The organism is Salinibacterium sp. TMP30 (assembly GCF_038397785.1).
GTDB lineage: Bacteria > Actinomycetota > Actinomycetes > Actinomycetales > Microbacteriaceae > Rhodoglobus.
In genome coordinates this window covers 1,496,300-1,509,447 of the sequence record NZ_CP151642.1, presented here as the reverse complement: position 1 = coordinate 1,509,447, position 13,148 = coordinate 1,496,300, and the positions used below count along the sequence as shown (strand labels likewise).

The 13,148-nt window shown below is 58.6% G+C and carries 19 protein-coding genes; 11 read left to right on the top strand and 8 right to left on the bottom strand.

Going from position 1 to position 13,148, the window contains the following annotated elements:
- Positions 1 to 8: 8 nt before the first annotated feature.
- Positions 9 to 632: a MerR family transcriptional regulator gene (locus AADH44_RS07390; RefSeq protein ID WP_341952072.1), complete on the bottom strand. Its 624-nt coding sequence runs from the start codon at positions 630 to 632 to the stop codon at positions 9 to 11.
- 101 nt (positions 633 to 733) lie between these two features.
- Between AADH44_RS07390 and AADH44_RS07385 the strand changes: the two genes are divergently transcribed.
- Positions 734 to 1,783 carry an LLM class flavin-dependent oxidoreductase gene (locus AADH44_RS07385; RefSeq protein ID WP_341952071.1) on the top strand — a complete coding sequence of 350 codons (1,050 nt, stop codon included), beginning with the start codon at positions 734 to 736 and terminating at the stop codon, positions 1,781 to 1,783.
- Between the two features lie 66 nt (positions 1,784 to 1,849).
- Here AADH44_RS07385 and AADH44_RS07380 read toward each other — a convergent pair whose 3' ends face one another.
- The gene (locus AADH44_RS07380) at positions 1,850 to 2,884 is read right to left on the bottom strand and encodes an NYN domain-containing protein (RefSeq protein WP_341952069.1); all 1,035 of its coding nucleotides are present in this window, start codon (positions 2,882 to 2,884) and stop codon (positions 1,850 to 1,852) included.
- A 159-nt stretch (positions 2,885 to 3,043) separates the two neighbouring features.
- Here AADH44_RS07380 and AADH44_RS07375 point away from each other — a divergent pair, with 159 nt between their 5' ends.
- Positions 3,044 to 3,568, top strand: a complete 525-nt coding sequence (locus AADH44_RS07375) for a hypothetical protein (RefSeq protein ID WP_341952068.1) — start codon at positions 3,044 to 3,046, stop codon at positions 3,566 to 3,568.
- A 61-nt stretch (positions 3,569 to 3,629) separates the two neighbouring features.
- Here AADH44_RS07375 and AADH44_RS07370 read toward each other — a convergent pair whose 3' ends face one another.
- Together AADH44_RS07370 and AADH44_RS07365 are read right to left on the bottom strand one after the other, a co-directional pair.
- Positions 3,630 to 4,403, bottom strand: a complete 774-nt coding sequence (locus tag AADH44_RS07370; RefSeq protein ID WP_341952067.1) for a GAF and ANTAR domain-containing protein — start codon at positions 4,401 to 4,403, stop codon at positions 3,630 to 3,632.
- A gap of 37 nt (positions 4,404 to 4,440) precedes the next feature.
- Positions 4,441 to 5,145, bottom strand: a complete 705-nt coding sequence (locus tag AADH44_RS07365; RefSeq protein ID WP_341952066.1) for a GAF and ANTAR domain-containing protein — start codon at positions 5,143 to 5,145, stop codon at positions 4,441 to 4,443.
- Between the two features lie 312 nt (positions 5,146 to 5,457).
- On the opposite strand from AADH44_RS07365, the gene AADH44_RS07360 reads away from it, so the two are divergent.
- The 3 genes from AADH44_RS07360 to AADH44_RS07350 all read left to right on the top strand — a co-directional run bounded on the left by AADH44_RS07360 (position 5,458) and on the right by AADH44_RS07350 (position 6,069).
- Positions 5,458 to 5,610 carry a hypothetical protein gene (locus tag AADH44_RS07360; RefSeq protein ID WP_341952065.1) on the top strand — a complete coding sequence of 51 codons (153 nt, stop codon included), beginning with the start codon at positions 5,458 to 5,460 and terminating at the stop codon, positions 5,608 to 5,610.
- Positions 5,607 to 5,801, top strand: coding sequence for a hypothetical protein (locus AADH44_RS07355; protein WP_341952064.1), 195 nt, complete (start codon positions 5,607 to 5,609; stop codon positions 5,799 to 5,801). Before AADH44_RS07360 ends, AADH44_RS07355 begins: the two co-directional genes overlap by 4 nt.
- Before the next feature lie 97 nt (positions 5,802 to 5,898).
- On the top strand, positions 5,899 to 6,069 hold the full coding sequence (locus AADH44_RS07350) for a hypothetical protein (RefSeq protein ID WP_341952063.1): 171 nt from the start codon (positions 5,899 to 5,901) through the stop codon (positions 6,067 to 6,069).
- A gap of 118 nt (positions 6,070 to 6,187) precedes the next feature.
- Here AADH44_RS07350 and AADH44_RS07345 read toward each other — a convergent pair whose 3' ends face one another.
- Positions 6,188 to 6,766, bottom strand: a complete 579-nt coding sequence (locus AADH44_RS07345) for a flavin reductase family protein (RefSeq protein WP_341952061.1) — start codon at positions 6,764 to 6,766, stop codon at positions 6,188 to 6,190.
- A 145-nt stretch (positions 6,767 to 6,911) separates the two neighbouring features.
- Here AADH44_RS07345 and AADH44_RS07340 point away from each other — a divergent pair, with 145 nt between their 5' ends.
- The gene (locus tag AADH44_RS07340) at positions 6,912 to 8,309 is read left to right on the top strand and encodes an LLM class flavin-dependent oxidoreductase (protein ID WP_341952059.1); all 1,398 of its coding nucleotides are present in this window, start codon (positions 6,912 to 6,914) and stop codon (positions 8,307 to 8,309) included.
- Here the strand turns inward: AADH44_RS07340 and AADH44_RS07335 are convergent.
- Positions 8,299 to 8,763 (bottom strand): GNAT family N-acetyltransferase, encoded by a 465-nt coding sequence (locus AADH44_RS07335; RefSeq protein ID WP_341952057.1) that lies wholly within the window; start codon positions 8,761 to 8,763, stop codon positions 8,299 to 8,301. The two genes, AADH44_RS07340 and AADH44_RS07335, sit on opposite strands and share 11 nt — an antisense overlap.
- Before the next feature lie 226 nt (positions 8,764 to 8,989).
- Here AADH44_RS07335 and AADH44_RS07330 point away from each other — a divergent pair, with 226 nt between their 5' ends.
- The 5 genes from AADH44_RS07330 to AADH44_RS07310 all read left to right on the top strand — a co-directional run bounded on the left by AADH44_RS07330 (position 8,990) and on the right by AADH44_RS07310 (position 12,162).
- The gene (locus AADH44_RS07330) at positions 8,990 to 10,081 is read left to right on the top strand and encodes an Rv2578c family radical SAM protein (RefSeq protein ID WP_341952055.1); all 1,092 of its coding nucleotides are present in this window, start codon (positions 8,990 to 8,992) and stop codon (positions 10,079 to 10,081) included.
- Positions 10,082 to 10,172: 91 nt separating this feature from the next.
- Positions 10,173 to 10,439, top strand: coding sequence for a Rho termination factor (locus AADH44_RS07325; RefSeq protein ID WP_341952054.1), 267 nt, complete (start codon positions 10,173 to 10,175; stop codon positions 10,437 to 10,439).
- Between the two features lie 17 nt (positions 10,440 to 10,456).
- Positions 10,457 to 11,242: a thioesterase family protein gene (locus tag AADH44_RS07320; protein WP_341952052.1), complete on the top strand. Its 786-nt coding sequence runs from the start codon at positions 10,457 to 10,459 to the stop codon at positions 11,240 to 11,242.
- A gap of 68 nt (positions 11,243 to 11,310) precedes the next feature.
- On the top strand, positions 11,311 to 11,661 hold the full coding sequence (locus AADH44_RS07315; protein ID WP_341952051.1) for a metalloregulator ArsR/SmtB family transcription factor: 351 nt from the start codon (positions 11,311 to 11,313) through the stop codon (positions 11,659 to 11,661).
- Between the two features lie 15 nt (positions 11,662 to 11,676).
- Positions 11,677 to 12,162, top strand: a complete 486-nt coding sequence (locus tag AADH44_RS07310) for an SRPBCC domain-containing protein (RefSeq protein ID WP_341952049.1) — start codon at positions 11,677 to 11,679, stop codon at positions 12,160 to 12,162.
- Between the two features lie 98 nt (positions 12,163 to 12,260).
- On the opposite strand, the gene AADH44_RS07305 is transcribed toward AADH44_RS07310, so the two are convergent.
- Both AADH44_RS07305 and AADH44_RS07300 read right to left on the bottom strand, forming a co-directional pair.
- Entirely contained in the window at positions 12,261 to 12,659 is a 399-nt protein-coding gene (locus tag AADH44_RS07305) for an RNA-binding S4 domain-containing protein (protein WP_341952048.1), read from the bottom strand.
- The gene (locus AADH44_RS07300; protein WP_341952046.1) at positions 12,659 to 13,102 is read right to left on the bottom strand and encodes a hypothetical protein; all 444 of its coding nucleotides are present in this window, start codon (positions 13,100 to 13,102) and stop codon (positions 12,659 to 12,661) included. The genes AADH44_RS07305 and AADH44_RS07300 overlap by 1 nt, the downstream gene beginning before the upstream one ends.
- Positions 13,103 to 13,148: the final 46 nt, after the last annotated feature.

Below are 13,148 nucleotides of genomic sequence, written 5' to 3'. Positions count from 1 at the left end.
GCGACCGCCTATTCGCGGGAGGGATCCCCATATCGTCGTATCGTCGACGCAGCTTGAGCGCTCCGTCGAAGAGCGGCGAAGAGGGCATCACCCAGCACTGTTCCCACCACGATGGTCTCCGCTTGGGCCGCGAGACCCGTGCGACTCTCTACGAGGTCAAGGTCAGCTTCGGCAACAAGCTGGGCTGCTTCGGCATACCGCGCTAGCCATCCTGGGTGGGTTCCTTGGCCAGCCTTGCGAAAATTCATCACAACGCGAGCTGCTGCGAGCCGACCGGGGTCGTCGGCTTCGCAACCCCAGCCCGAGATTGCCGAGTCGACCGTTTCGAGAGCGTCAGCATCCAGTGTCTCGGGGTTGACGTGCTCAGATACAGTGCTCTGCGCAATCTCAAATGCACGGGTCACGGGCAGATCAGATTCAATCGCGTCGATGACACTCTTGGTATCTGCCACCGAAAGGCCGCCGACATCCGTTAGAGCACGGATCATGTGGACGCGGCGCACATGTTCCTCGCCGTAGGTTGCCTGATTAGGGGCCGAGCGCTCACCGGCAGACAGAAGACCTTCGCGCAGGTAGTACTTGATCGTGGCCACAGGTGCACCAGTCTCGCGGCTCAGCTCGGAAATCCTCATAATGGACACCCTAGCTATCCGCAGGTAGTTGTGCGCGCGACTGACCGGTATGACGCAGCCATTCAGGAATATCCTGATGGCACGGCGGTTGAATATGAGTGATGACTACACCACTTCGCCTTTCTGTTCTCGACCTGATTCCTGTTCGCAGCAACCAGACCTCCGCCGATGCGATTGCGGCAACCACGGCCCTCGCACAGCGTGCCGATGAACTCGGATTCTCACGCTATTGGGTTGCCGAGCACCACAACATGAAGGCGGTGGCCTCCACCAACCCCGCTGTACTCATCGGAATCTTGGCGGCCCAAACCCCGCGCATCCGTGTCGGCTCTGGGGGAGTGATGCTCCCCAACCACGCGCCCCTAGTGGTTGCAGAACAGTTTGCGATTCTCGAGGCTGCGTTCCCGGGGCGAATCGACTTGGGCATTGGGCGCGCTCCGGGCAGCGACCCCGTGATTACTTCCTACTTGCGGATGACGGGGACGACAAGTGATGTCGATGCCTTCCCGCGCAATGTGGCCGACATTCGCAGCCTCATGCATCCGGAGGGTGCAGCGCTTCAGCTGCAATCAGGGCAGATCTACGAACTTACGGCGACCCCCAACGCCGCCTCGGTTGCAGAGCTCTGGTTGCTCGGTTCTAGTGACTATTCGGCGCGTCTTGCTGCGGCACAAGGCATGCCCTACGTGTTTGCCCACCATTTCTCGGGTGAAGGAACAGAACGCATCTTGGGGCTGTACCGCGACAACTTTGTGGCCTCAGACCTTCTCAAAGAACCCCGCACCTTCCTCACCCTCAACGTTTCCGTTGCGGCGACAGCCGACGAGGCCTACGCAGCCGCATTGCCACAGTTGCAGCAAATGGCGCGTCTTCGCAGCGGAATGCCGCTGGGGCCACTCGCGACCATCGAGCAGGCCGCGGCAGCCGAAATCGCCCCCGCACAACAAGACATGGTGGATGCCATGGCCGAGCGTTGGGTGATCGATGAGCCAGTTGCGGCCGCGGCGCGCATTCGCTCGCTGGCATCCCGATTCGGTGTTGACGAGGTCATGGTCACGCCAGGCCTCTCGGCACACGATGCGGATGCGTCAAACACTTCGCCAGCGCGCGTGCGGGCACTCGAACTCTTGGCGGAGCAGTTGCTCCCGTAGCTCTGCCACTCGCCGGTCCAGTCTCGGTTTGGTGTTCCGAGTATCTTGTTGCGGCTGCAGCGCTCCCTATTTCGGGTTTGAGGCGTTCGGCCGGAGCCTCAGCTGCCGGATGCCCTCCTCCTCGCGCATTTCGACGTTCGAATTTAGCGACCTAACGAAGTCGCTAAAGGTCTTGAACTTCAGTGACGACTCATCGAATGATGGATCAATTCTGAGCATCTGAGTCTTGACAGCTGAACTGTTCAGCCAGTCAGAGTCTTCCTTTTGTTGCACGAGTCGCAGCGCTCGTACCAGAAGCTTGAGTGGGCTGATCTTCACGGATGGTGGTTCGGAAACCGGAGATTTGGCTGGGGTAGCGACCATCTTTTTGGTCACTTTGGTCGTCAGATTCAGCTTGTTCGATGAGGTAACCCGGGCCCCTGTCGCGGTCCCAACGGCCTCGGTCGTGGCTATCGCTGCGGATTGTTTTTCGGCAGGGGTGACTACACCCGCAGCATCAGCACCAAAGCTCGGGATCGTGTTGCTGCCAAACTCAACCCCCGGCAAGGAGTCATAGTCGGCAAATTTGTCGCATGACGAGGTGAGCGCCTGGCTCGTTCCGCCAGCGACTCCTACACCGACCACAAAACGGCCAAGCGTTTTCGCGCGCTGTGCGAGTGCCACGTAATCGGAGTCCCCGGCGACAATAACGACGTGGGTGAGCTCGGGCAACCGAAACAGGTCTTCCATCACGTCCACCGCGAGCCGGATGTCGGCGCCATTCTTCATTTGGGCGGTTAACGGAAAGAGTTGAACCAGTTCCACCGCGCGGTTGATGAGTTGCTTCTGGTAACCCGAGTTAACGGGCACCGACCAGTCGGCGTAGGCGCGACTGAGTGCCACCGTTCCAAAGGATGATGCGAAGTCGAGGATCGCTTCGACATCCACCTCAGCTTCGATCAGTTTGGCGCTCACCGAACTTGTGACGGCCCGACCTGCGCTGTGCGTACGGGCTTTGTCCTTCTGAAACTGACCGTGGCCATGCTTCTGGTTGTACCGCGAAATGACAATGTTGTCGAAGTCGATGTAGACCGCCACACGACCCTCTGTTGACCCCGTCACGTGCTCTCCTTTGTGCATGATTTTGCTACCCCACAGACCCATCGAGTTCGCGTATGAGGCTTCTTTGGCTCACGCTAGCAGTACACGCCGCGCGATTGAGAAACCATATGCGCCCTCGCATCGCTACGATTGTGGCGAGCACGGTGACGGGGGAGCATGATGACGTACAGCGCAATTCGAGTTCGCGCAACGCCTGGGGTCTCGCGGTCAGGTCGTACCGGTGTTGTGGTGATCGTTGCTGGCATCGCAGTGGCTGGGTGGATCTCGTTCGGCCGACATCTCTTTGGCATTGGTGGCGAACTCACGATCGCTTACGCAGCAACCCTGGGGATAATCTTTGCCGTTTTGCTGGTGCTCACGGGGCTAGCGGTTCGACACACAGCACGTCGTGGGTTCGAAACTCGCGCCATGACGCAGGCACTTCTCATCGCATCAGGGGTCTGTGGATTCTTGTTGGGACTCACAATCCCCGATTCAACACCGCGTGGGTTGCAGACAATCATCAGTGGTCCCACAGAGCCCGCGCTGGGCATCGCTATCGGGATCGCGAATCCCCTAGGAGTAATCGGAATCGCCACCGCGATCATTGCGCTCGTGCTCGCGATTCGTGACTCGCGCGGTCGAATCACACTCGTTGAAAGTTGGGGCGGCGAGGAAACCGCTGAAGCGGCCGACCGCGCATGACTCACTTGTGAACGAGCGACACTGATCCGATGTAGAGCTAATTGACGCTGCTAGTAGCGCACTATGGGGCTTTCGGGGAGTCCGCCATGATGAGGGTAACGCCGCCGGGGTGCTCGTTGGTCCCGATGTTGAGGCTGCGGTCGGTAACTCCTTCGGCGACCGCGTGCAGGCTGAGGTTGCGGCTTCGCGCATAAGTGCGCAGCAAGGCAAACGCCTCATCCATATCAATCGAGGCAGTCTGCGAGAGAACGCCTTTGGCTTGCTCGATCAATATTCGGCTGTTCAATGCACGCTGAAGTTGTTGAGAGACTATGCCGGTTTCTCGAATGTGTCGCTCTTGCAGAATACCTATCGTGGCAACATCTGTCAGTGCCTGCGCGACTGCCGCGTCGCGTGGATTCATCGCGCCACTGTGCGTGCTGAAGAGATTCATAGTGCCGAGCACTTCTCCACGTAACCTCATGGGCGTTGCGAGCACGGAACGAAACCCTCGCTGCAATGCTGCAGTGCGAAATTTGGGCCACTGAGTACCGGACTCATCGATGTCCGCAACAACGACCGCTTTACCGGTCGTGAAACATTGAATGCACGGGCCAGCTCCGGCATTCAGCTGCATCAATTCTACGAAGTCGGCCCGCTCACTGGTGGAGGCGACAACTTGCAGGCTACCCACCGCGTCGACAAGCATTAGCCCGCCAGCGTCGGTGTCGAGGATCTCGGTGCACTCCAGCAGCAGAGTATCCAACAAATCAACGACGTCGTAATCAGCTATCAACGTGTCGGCAAGTTTGACGAACGCCGCACTGATCCTGCCTTCCCTTGACGTTTCACTCATTGCTGCCTCCCACATGTTGTAAATGATGATATCGGCATCATTCTGCCGCCGTACCGAAATCAAGTCGGCGGGCAACCACGTCCTGAGCAACCTCCAGCACAGTGCGGCCGCTAGAGAACGCGTGTGCTTTCAGGAGAAGGAATGCTTCCGTTGCACTCACGTTCATTTGCACAAGGATCATTCCGGTGGCCTGATGTACGTCCCGCCGAAGTTCAGGAGCCTCACCTGTTGACTCAGAAGTCTTTTCGTGGCCTGCTGACTGGACTGCCATTCGTGCGGCCGGAAGCGTGACGCTACCGGCAAGGTTCAGCGCGGCCGATAGGTCGCTCGTACTTAAATTGCCCGGAACCGAGCAATACAAATCGACTAGGCCGATCGTGACAGCTCCCAACGACAATGGCAACGAAAACAGTGCACCGGCTCCTGTCTCCAGTACGGCCTCACTAAAAATCGGCCACTCAGAATGCCCCGCTGAGCGCAGATCTGGCACCAAGACGGGACGCCGAGTGCGGAGAGCTTCCCAATGAGGCCCTTCGCCCAACTCAAATTGCATCGCTTCCAGCTGCGCAGCAGTGTCATCGCTGGCGCAGATCGTCGACTGGTTACCTGCCTCGTCTAAAACGGAAATCGACGCGCCAGTGATGGGAAGCAAATCGACAAATCGGGAACATAGATCGCTATTAGCGCCACCTGCTCCCGGCGCTAATGGCCGTCCAGGCTCAGAACCCTGTAGCTCATCCACACGAGGCGACCCGGACAGCGACTGCGGAGGCCGAAACGCTGACAAGAACTCTCACGATCGCACCGCCCAAATTGTCGGAAAAACCCTGACGAGCAACGAGGTTCTAGATCGCAGGCCACCAAGAAATTCATAAAGCTAACCACCACTGTACTGTGCGAGCGATCACAACCGGCATGCCCGCTCGTAAGCGAGTGAGAGTTCGTCTGTCCGCTCCCTATTTGACAGAACCGCCATTCTGTGGCCGAATGGAGCGGTAGTCAATGTTTCTGCCCCAGTCCCCGGCAGTGATTTATTCACAGCGAAGGGGACAAAATGCGCGATCAATCAGTCGACTTTCTCGCCAACGCCAACGGCGATGTTCCACGAGAGGGTCTCGATTCCGAGACGCGCGACAGCGGCGAATTTGGGGACACTCAGCCAATTGACATGGCCTCGTTGATTGGCGTCTCGGGCGAGTCGTCATGACTATGACCCGGACGTTCCCGACCGAACTGCTCGTGCTTGACGACGGCGATTCGAGAGCAAAGCCGGTCTCCGCTGTCAATGACCCGATCGAGCGCCGCATTGCCGCTGAGATGACTGCGACGCTTCACGACTGGTTGCGTCAGTTGCCAGCGCCGTCGCTAGGTCGCCGGAGAGGTAACGGCCCAATTTAGCGAATACCAACTAACTCTTGCTGGGACAAAATCAACCATCACGGGCAACCTTGGCGCTGTTCCTTAGGTTGCACTAAACGAACGGAATGTGATTGACATGACAGGATTAGTTGTCGTTATCGGTATCATCGCGATCATCCTTATCTTCTTTGGGGGTTTCGTGCAGGCGGTTCAATGGCTGCTCTGGGTTGGCATCGTTTTGCTGGTCGTCGCGGTCATTGTGTGGCTGTTGCGCTTTATCAGCGGACGCCGCAATAGCTCCACCTGAGCCGTATCCTCCGCATTAGTCCACGCCCCAGCGGGGAGACTTCACCGAGGCAGCAACAGGGACAGTCTCGCTGAATCGGAGTTGCCACTGATGCCCAGCAATCGCTGGCGACCGCAGCCTATTCCACACGAGAGTGCCGACCTAAATGGTGCCAACCGCGATTGTGGTAGACGAGGGGTTGGACGCTATCTGGGTCGGAATCGACATGCGATTCAGTCGCCCGCACCAGAATGAGTGAGGCAGCCTCAGCGTCGAGCTGATTGATCCGGGTTCCCACGACCCATGCTGGTGCGCTCGGAAAGTACGGCTCTCCGGTGGGAAGTCTCGCCCACAATTGTCTGTCGGCAAAGCGATCAACTCCGCTGGTCGCGCACAGCTGGGCGATTTCGAGTTGATCTCTGCCGAGAAAGTGCACAACGTACGAGCGTGCACTTCGGATGCTTTCTGCCGTTGACGCGCGATGACTAATCGAAAAGGCAAGTAATGGTGGCACGGCGCTCACGGAAACAACTGAGGTAGCGGTGAGCGCAACAGGTCCAGCGGGGGAGTCCGCTGTTATCACGGAAACACCTCCGGGGTGTTGGCGAAATACCCGCGCAAAATCATCGACGCTAACTTCGCCTGACAGCGCGATGGGTCCCGGCGAGTTTTCCTCGTCGTTGCGTGCGGGTGCATGTTGTTGCTCTGTTGTCTGCATTCGTCCATCCGATAGATAGGGGGATGCAGTCAAGCGTGCGCGGCAATGCCAGATGCAGCGAGAATGTGTCGATTTATGTCTCTGTATTTCGTCAATTGTTTCGCTGAAGTGTGCGCCAGTTGACCTTCCGGCCCACGATGGTGGCATGCCTAGACAAATCCGTTTCAACGCCTTCGACATGAACTGCGTCGCTCATCAGTCCTCCGGAATGTGGCGCCACCCCGACGACCAATCGTGGCGCTACAAAGACCTCGACTACTGGACCGAACTCGCCCAACTGCTCGAGCGTGGCACTTTCGACGGCATCTTCATCGCCGATGTGCTCGGCACGTACGACGTCTATGCGGGGTCGAACGAGGCGGCCATCCGTCACGGAGCGCAAGTTCCCGTCAACGATCCACTGCTGCTGGTCTCCGCCATGGCTCACGTGACCGAGCACTTGGGCTTCGGAATTACCGCCGGCACGGCGTACGAGCATCCGTACCCCTTTGCCCGTCGTATGTCGACGCTCGATCACCTCACAAAGGGTCGAGTCGGGTGGAATGTGGTCACCGGATATCTCCCGTCCGCGGCCCGAAACATGGGAAACGACGACCAACGGGAGCACGATGACCGCTACGATCACGCCGACGAGTACCTCGAAGTGCTCTACAAACTGTGGGAGGGGTCCTGGGAAGACGACGCGGTGATTCGTGACCGCGAATCGGGCGTGTTCACTGATCCAAGCAAAGTTCATGACATCGACCATCGGGGCACACACTTCACGGTTCCCGGCATCCATTTGTCAGAACCGTCGACGCAGCGAACTCCTGTGATTTACCAAGCGGGTGCTTCACCCCGCGGCATCCAGTTCGCCGCCGGAAACGCCGAAGCGATCTTTGTTGCCTCGCCAACGAAAGCGGGCCTTAAAGCGACGGTGGCGCAGATTCGGGACGCCCTCGAAGCGGCAGGCCGCGACCGCTACTCCGCGCGCATTTACACCCTGCTGACAATCATCACCGACGCGACGTCAGAGAAGGCTCACGCGAAATATGCCGACTACCTGAGCTACGCCAGTGAGGAAGGTGCGCTCGTGTTTATGTCTGGCTGGATGGGAATCGATCTCTCGCAGTACGACCTCGATGAACCCATCGGCAACGTCAAGAGCAATGCCATCCAGTCGACTGTCGCCAATTTTCAGCAGGCAAACGACGACGGGAGTGAGTGGAAGGTTCGCGACATCGCCCGGCTCGGCGCAATTGGGGGATTAGGCCCCTTCATTATCGGATCGGGCGAAGAAATCGCGGATGAATTGCAAGACTGGGTCGAAGAAACCGATGTTGATGGGTTCAACCTTGCCTACGCGATTACTCCCGGCACCTTCGAAGACGTTGTTGACCATGTCATCCCCGTGCTGCGTAAGCGGGGGCTCTACCCACAGGAATATGTGGAAGGCACGTTGCGCAATAAGTTGCACGGGAGGGGAGATCGATTGCCTGCCGAGCACGCGGGCGCACGATACCGCCGACCCGCCTCGACGAGCGGGACGCCTGTCATAGCTTGATGGTGTATTTGAACCCGATGTGCGAAGCCTCGAAGCCGAGCTTTTTGTAGAAGCGATGGGCGTCGGTGCGCGCTTCATCAGAGGTGAGCTGGATGAGGGAGGCACCAAGCGCGGGCGCTGCGGTTTCGATGACCCAGCGCATCATGGCGCCGCCGATGCCCGCGGAGCGTTGGCTTGCGGCAACACGTACGGCTTCGACTTGAAGTCGGTGCGAACCGCGTCGGGCCATTCCCGGGATGGCGGTCAGCTGCATAGTTGCGACGACATCACCCGATGGGGCAACCACAACGAGCAGAGCGTTTGCCGGGGTAGTCGCGATGGCGTGAAAAGCCTTCTCATAAGCGGGACGGTCTTCGGGGCGCGCGGTGTCACCGCGAAGGGCGCTGACAGGGTCATCCGCCAATAGTTGGAGGATGGTGTCGATGTCGCCCAGTTCTGAATACCGAAGAATCATCTCCCCATCACGCGTCTGGAGAGTTGTCGGGACAGTCACTTTAGAAAACACGACTATGACGATATCAGCGTCGACAGCGATGCCGGAGGCGCATCGCGGTACAGCCGTGGGTTTGGCGACCCACAATTCCTTTCTCGCCACCGAAGGCTCGCGCGCGCTTTCACGAGATAGCGTCTGACCAGCGTGCCCGCTTGCGCAACATTCGAAGATATGTTCGAATTCGGTTATGCGGTGGAGTGGACAGCAGGTCAGTAGCGAAGTGCCCAACGCGCTGCCGGGGCTCGCACGCCTCAATAATCTTGTCCGCACCGTACGCACCCCAGACTTCGAGGGCGTAACCTTCTACGAAGTGCTCGCAAAGAGTGCTCTCAATAGGGTTCCGACCGCCAGCGATATGCCATTCGGGTGGACCATCAACCCGATGCGCGGATGCCTCCACCAGTGCACGTATTGTTTCGCCCGCCCAACGCACGAGTTTCTTGATCTTGACGCAGGCAAAGACTTCGATACTCAGATCATCGTCAAAGTCAACGTGGCTGAGGTGCTTGCAAAGGAGCTCAGCAAACCGGGCTGGGGCCGGCATCCGGTCGCTTTGGGCACCAATACCGATCCCTATCAACGTGCAGAGGGTCGCTATCGGTTGATGCCCGGGATCATCGCCGCACTTGCAGGCTCCGGCACGCCGCTCTCCATCCTCACCAAGGGAACGCTGCTGCGGCGAGATCTTGCGCTGCTTGCCGAGGCGAGCGAACACGTGCCGGTCGATATAGGCCTGTCGATCGCGATCTACGATGACGAGCTGCAGCAGTCGGTCGAGCCAGGCACGCTAACGGCGAAAGCGCGGTTGGCGACGGTCACGGCGGTGCGCGAGGCTGGTCTCGATTGCGCGGTGTTCCTGATGCCCATTTTGCCGTTTCTCACCGACACCCGGGATCATCTTGAACGTGCTGTTGCCCGGGTGAAGGCTGCTGGTGGCACTTCGATTACCTACTCAGCGTTGCACTTGAAGCCCGGCACCAAGGAGTGGTATTTCCAGTGGCTAGAGACTGCTCATCCAGAATTAGTTCAGCGATATCACTCCATGTACGCGCGGGGAACGTACGCGCCTAAGGAGTACAGGCAGTGGCTTGCGGCAAAACTGCGGCCGATCATCCGTCGATACGGTTTAGAGCGAACGGTGCTCGACCCAGCGACGGGCATCGTAGGTTCGCGAGCGCAGCTTCGTACCGGTGACACTAACGGTGAGCGCTCATTGATCGCCGAAGAGTTGCCGCCCGAACTGGCCGCGCGGGCGATGCCCCAGCCGATGCTGTTCTAATGAGCGCTGTTTCGCAAACGCTTCACTCCAGATTAGTCTGGGCGCACGAAAAGGCCGTGTGGTCAGCGCGGCCATTAAGGAGTTTTGAGCTATGCCTGGCGACAAGAATTCACGACTCAAGGATCCCGAACTCTATGAAGAGTTGCGCGACGACGGTGCCTCGAAAGAAAAAGCGGCGCGCATCTCAAACGCTGCTGCCAATGAGGGGCGCTCGGAAATAGGCAAACGAGGTGGCGAATCAGGGCCGTACGAAGAGTGGACAGTGAAGGAGTTGAAAGCTCGCGCGCGTGAACTCGATCTCCACGGCTACTCGCCTCTCAACAAGGGTGACTTGATCGATAAGCTGCGCTCGCACTAGCTGGCTAGGCTGGTGCTGTGACACCTATAGCGCAGTCGTATTACGTGCGGCACGATGACAGCCACTTTGAGTCGACGATCCACGCACAGGGTGCATGGAATCCGCACGAGCAACATATGGCGCCGGTCGCCGGCATCATGGCTCATGTCTTGGAGTCATTCGAAGCGCGGTCCGGACTGCGTATCGCTCGGATCAGCTACGAGATTCTTGGGTTGATCCCAGACGGTGAGTTTGAGATCGTCCCTTCGATGGTTCGACCCGGTCGCACGATTGAGTTGGTGCAAGCCGAGTTGATCGCGGGGGGCCGTGTAGCAGTGCGGGCCACCGCGTGGCGACTGCAAACATCCGATACGACCGAAGTCCACGGCATTGTTGACTCACGGATGCCCGACCGTGGCCATGCCGCTGAGCCGCTGAGTCTTGCCGAGTGGCCCGGTGGGTACATTCGTTCGATCGAAGTATGTCCGCTACCTGACCATGCTGCGGGTAGCGGCCGGGCCTGGTTGCGCACCCCCTATCCATTGCTCACGAGCGAACCGGTAAGTGACTTTGCGCGGCTAGCAGGCTTGGTCGATACGAGCAATGGAATAGCTACGCGGGTCAAGCCTGGTGAGGGCGGCTACGCGTTCCCGAATGTCGACCTCCAGATCCACCTGTATCGCGTTCCGACCGGGGAATGGCTTGGCTTAGAAAACGCCGTCAACTTCGGTACGGATGGTGTTGGCCTTACTTCGACGGTTCTGCACGACACCGATGGCCCGTTCGGGCGGGCAGAACAGATTCTCACCATTCGAAAGCTTTAGCCGCGTAGGTCGAATTTTTCTCGGTTGGCCCTTGTCTTCTCATTCCAACGGGAATAATATACAACCAAATGGTTGTATATGAGTTGACGGATGCGGATGCGGATGCGGATGCGGATGTGGACGCGATGTTTCGTGCCCTCGCTGATGCCACGCGTCGCGACATCATTACTCGAGTGATGCACGAAGGCATTTCGGTTTCGCGCTTGGCCGAACGCTATGACATGAGCTTCGCTGCTGTGCAAAAGCATGTTGCTGTGCTTCAGTCTTCGGGTCTTGTCTCCAAGGAACGCAGCGGTCGCGAGCAAATTGTGAGCGGCGACCCGAGATCAATCCATCGCATCCAAGAACTTCTTTCGCACTTTGAAGAGGTGTGGAAGCAACGAGCACTACGCATGGGTGATGTGCTCAACGATGAGTAAAGGAGCGGTGAAGTAATGAACGTCACGACCCAAACCGATGTCAAGGCACTAACTCTCACGACAACGGCCGAGCTGTCAGCCTCCATTGAGCGAGCCTGGCAACTCGTCAGCGATCCCAGGAAACTCGAGCGTTGGTGGGGGCCTCCGGAATGGCCGGCGACCTTCGTGCGATTTGGGTTTGAACCTGAAGGTCGGGCCCACTATTACATGCAAGGTCCTGATGGTGAGCGGATGCACGGCTGGTGGCGCTTCGTCTCAATCACAGCCCCGCGTGAGCTCATAATCGAAGACGGCTTTGCCGACGATCAGGGTGAGCCGTCAGGTGACCTCGGAGTTACGACTGCCAACATCATCTTTGAGCCTATTGCGGCGGGCACCCGCGTAACGATCGTTTCTGGATTCGAGTCAGCCGAGCAGCTCGAAGAAATGGCCAAGATGGGTATGGAAGACGGAATGCGTTTGGCTCTGGGCCAGATGCAGCAGATCCTGGACGAGTCGTAGAGGGGAGAGACGGCCGATGCAAAGCGTGTCGGCACGACAGGTGTTCACCGTGACGACTCAGACATTCTCTGGCTCGAGGGGGCAGCTAGCAAACCGAGTTAGTCGTCGCGTGGTCGCGAGTCCAGTTCATCGCGGCCACGGAGTTTCTCAAGTTCGCGTCGTTCGCGTTTTGTGGGGCGGCCGGCACCACGGTCGCGCCGGGGTGCCAACGCTATCTCTTCCTTCGAGGGCGGTGGGGGAGTCTCATCGATGAAACTCTCTGCTGCGGTTATCGCAGAGACGCGCTTCACGATGGTTTGCTTCACGACGAGGATGCGATCGAAACCTGAGATGCGAACCCGCACCTGATCGCCGATTTTAACTGCCTGTGCTGCCTTCACGCTTGCGCCACCGATCTTGACGTGTCCGGCTCGGCACGCCGCAGTGGCCTGCGACCGTGTCTTGAAAACGCGCACCGCCCACAGCCAACTATCTACGCGAACCGTCCCGGCGGCCATCAGGCGCTAGCGAGTTCGTGCTTCCAACGCACAAGACGTTGCACGGTGGCGCTTTCGTCGGCAGCGAGTGTACTCATGGCATTGTCTGGAACAAAGAAGTTGGTGGCTAAAAAACCGCGCACTGTCTCCGAGGGATCGTGCGCGAGCATCCGCAGCACATCGCATGGTGCGTGCTCGTTGCGAGCGACACAGGCTCGTACGCCGTCGTCGGAGTCTTTCGCCAAGACCTCAAATACGTCAACTGGCGTGTTGTGATTGCTGGCCGCGCTCTCGCGAATCTTGGGATTTACGTCGCTGGCGAGAAGCCGAAGCCGCGCGATCTTCGTTGCGGTAACTTCTGGCGCGGGGTGCGACTCAGCTGCCTCCTCGGCGGTGATCATCGAGGGGGCCATTGCCCGAAGTTGGGACCGCTGCGCCGGAGTGTTAAAGCGGATGCAGGACATGCGCTTAAGGCTACGCCTGATGCCCGTCAACTTCGCACTGCGATAG

Excerpts from the sequence above, each read along its gene's own strand:
- AADH44_RS07345 (WP_341952061.1), bottom strand. The coding sequence starts at position 6,766 with ATGCAGACAACAGAGCAACAACATGCACCCGCACGCAACGACGAGGAA.
- AADH44_RS07340 (WP_341952059.1), top strand. The coding sequence starts at position 6,912 with ATGCCTAGACAAATCCGTTTCAACGCCTTCGACATGAACTGCGTCGCT.
- AADH44_RS07350 (WP_341952063.1), top strand. The coding sequence starts at position 5,899 with ATGACAGGATTAGTTGTCGTTATCGGTATCATCGCGATCATCCTTATC.
- AADH44_RS07325 (WP_341952054.1), top strand. The coding sequence starts at position 10,173 with ATGCCTGGCGACAAGAATTCACGACTCAAGGATCCCGAACTCTATGAA.
- AADH44_RS07315 (WP_341952051.1), top strand. The coding sequence starts at position 11,311 with ATGGTTGTATATGAGTTGACGGATGCGGATGCGGATGCGGATGCGGAT.
- AADH44_RS07335 (WP_341952057.1), bottom strand. The coding sequence starts at position 8,763 with ATGATTCTTCGGTATTCAGAACTGGGCGACATCGACACCATCCTCCAA.
- AADH44_RS07300 (WP_341952046.1), bottom strand. The coding sequence starts at position 13,102 with ATGTCCTGCATCCGCTTTAACACTCCGGCGCAGCGGTCCCAACTTCGG.
- AADH44_RS07310 (WP_341952049.1), top strand. The coding sequence starts at position 11,677 with ATGAACGTCACGACCCAAACCGATGTCAAGGCACTAACTCTCACGACA.
- AADH44_RS07360 (WP_341952065.1), top strand. The coding sequence starts at position 5,458 with ATGCGCGATCAATCAGTCGACTTTCTCGCCAACGCCAACGGCGATGTT.
- AADH44_RS07370 (WP_341952067.1), bottom strand. The coding sequence starts at position 4,403 with ATGAGTGAAACGTCAAGGGAAGGCAGGATCAGTGCGGCGTTCGTCAAA.
- AADH44_RS07385 (WP_341952071.1), top strand. The coding sequence starts at position 734 with ATGACTACACCACTTCGCCTTTCTGTTCTCGACCTGATTCCTGTTCGC.
- AADH44_RS07330 (WP_341952055.1), top strand. The coding sequence starts at position 8,990 with ATGCGGTGGAGTGGACAGCAGGTCAGTAGCGAAGTGCCCAACGCGCTG.
- AADH44_RS07375 (WP_341952068.1), top strand. The coding sequence starts at position 3,044 with ATGACGTACAGCGCAATTCGAGTTCGCGCAACGCCTGGGGTCTCGCGG.
- AADH44_RS07305 (WP_341952048.1), bottom strand. The coding sequence starts at position 12,659 with ATGGCCGCCGGGACGGTTCGCGTAGATAGTTGGCTGTGGGCGGTGCGC.
- AADH44_RS07355 (WP_341952064.1), top strand. The coding sequence starts at position 5,607 with ATGACTATGACCCGGACGTTCCCGACCGAACTGCTCGTGCTTGACGAC.
- AADH44_RS07390 (WP_341952072.1), bottom strand. The coding sequence starts at position 632 with ATGAGGATTTCCGAGCTGAGCCGCGAGACTGGTGCACCTGTGGCCACG.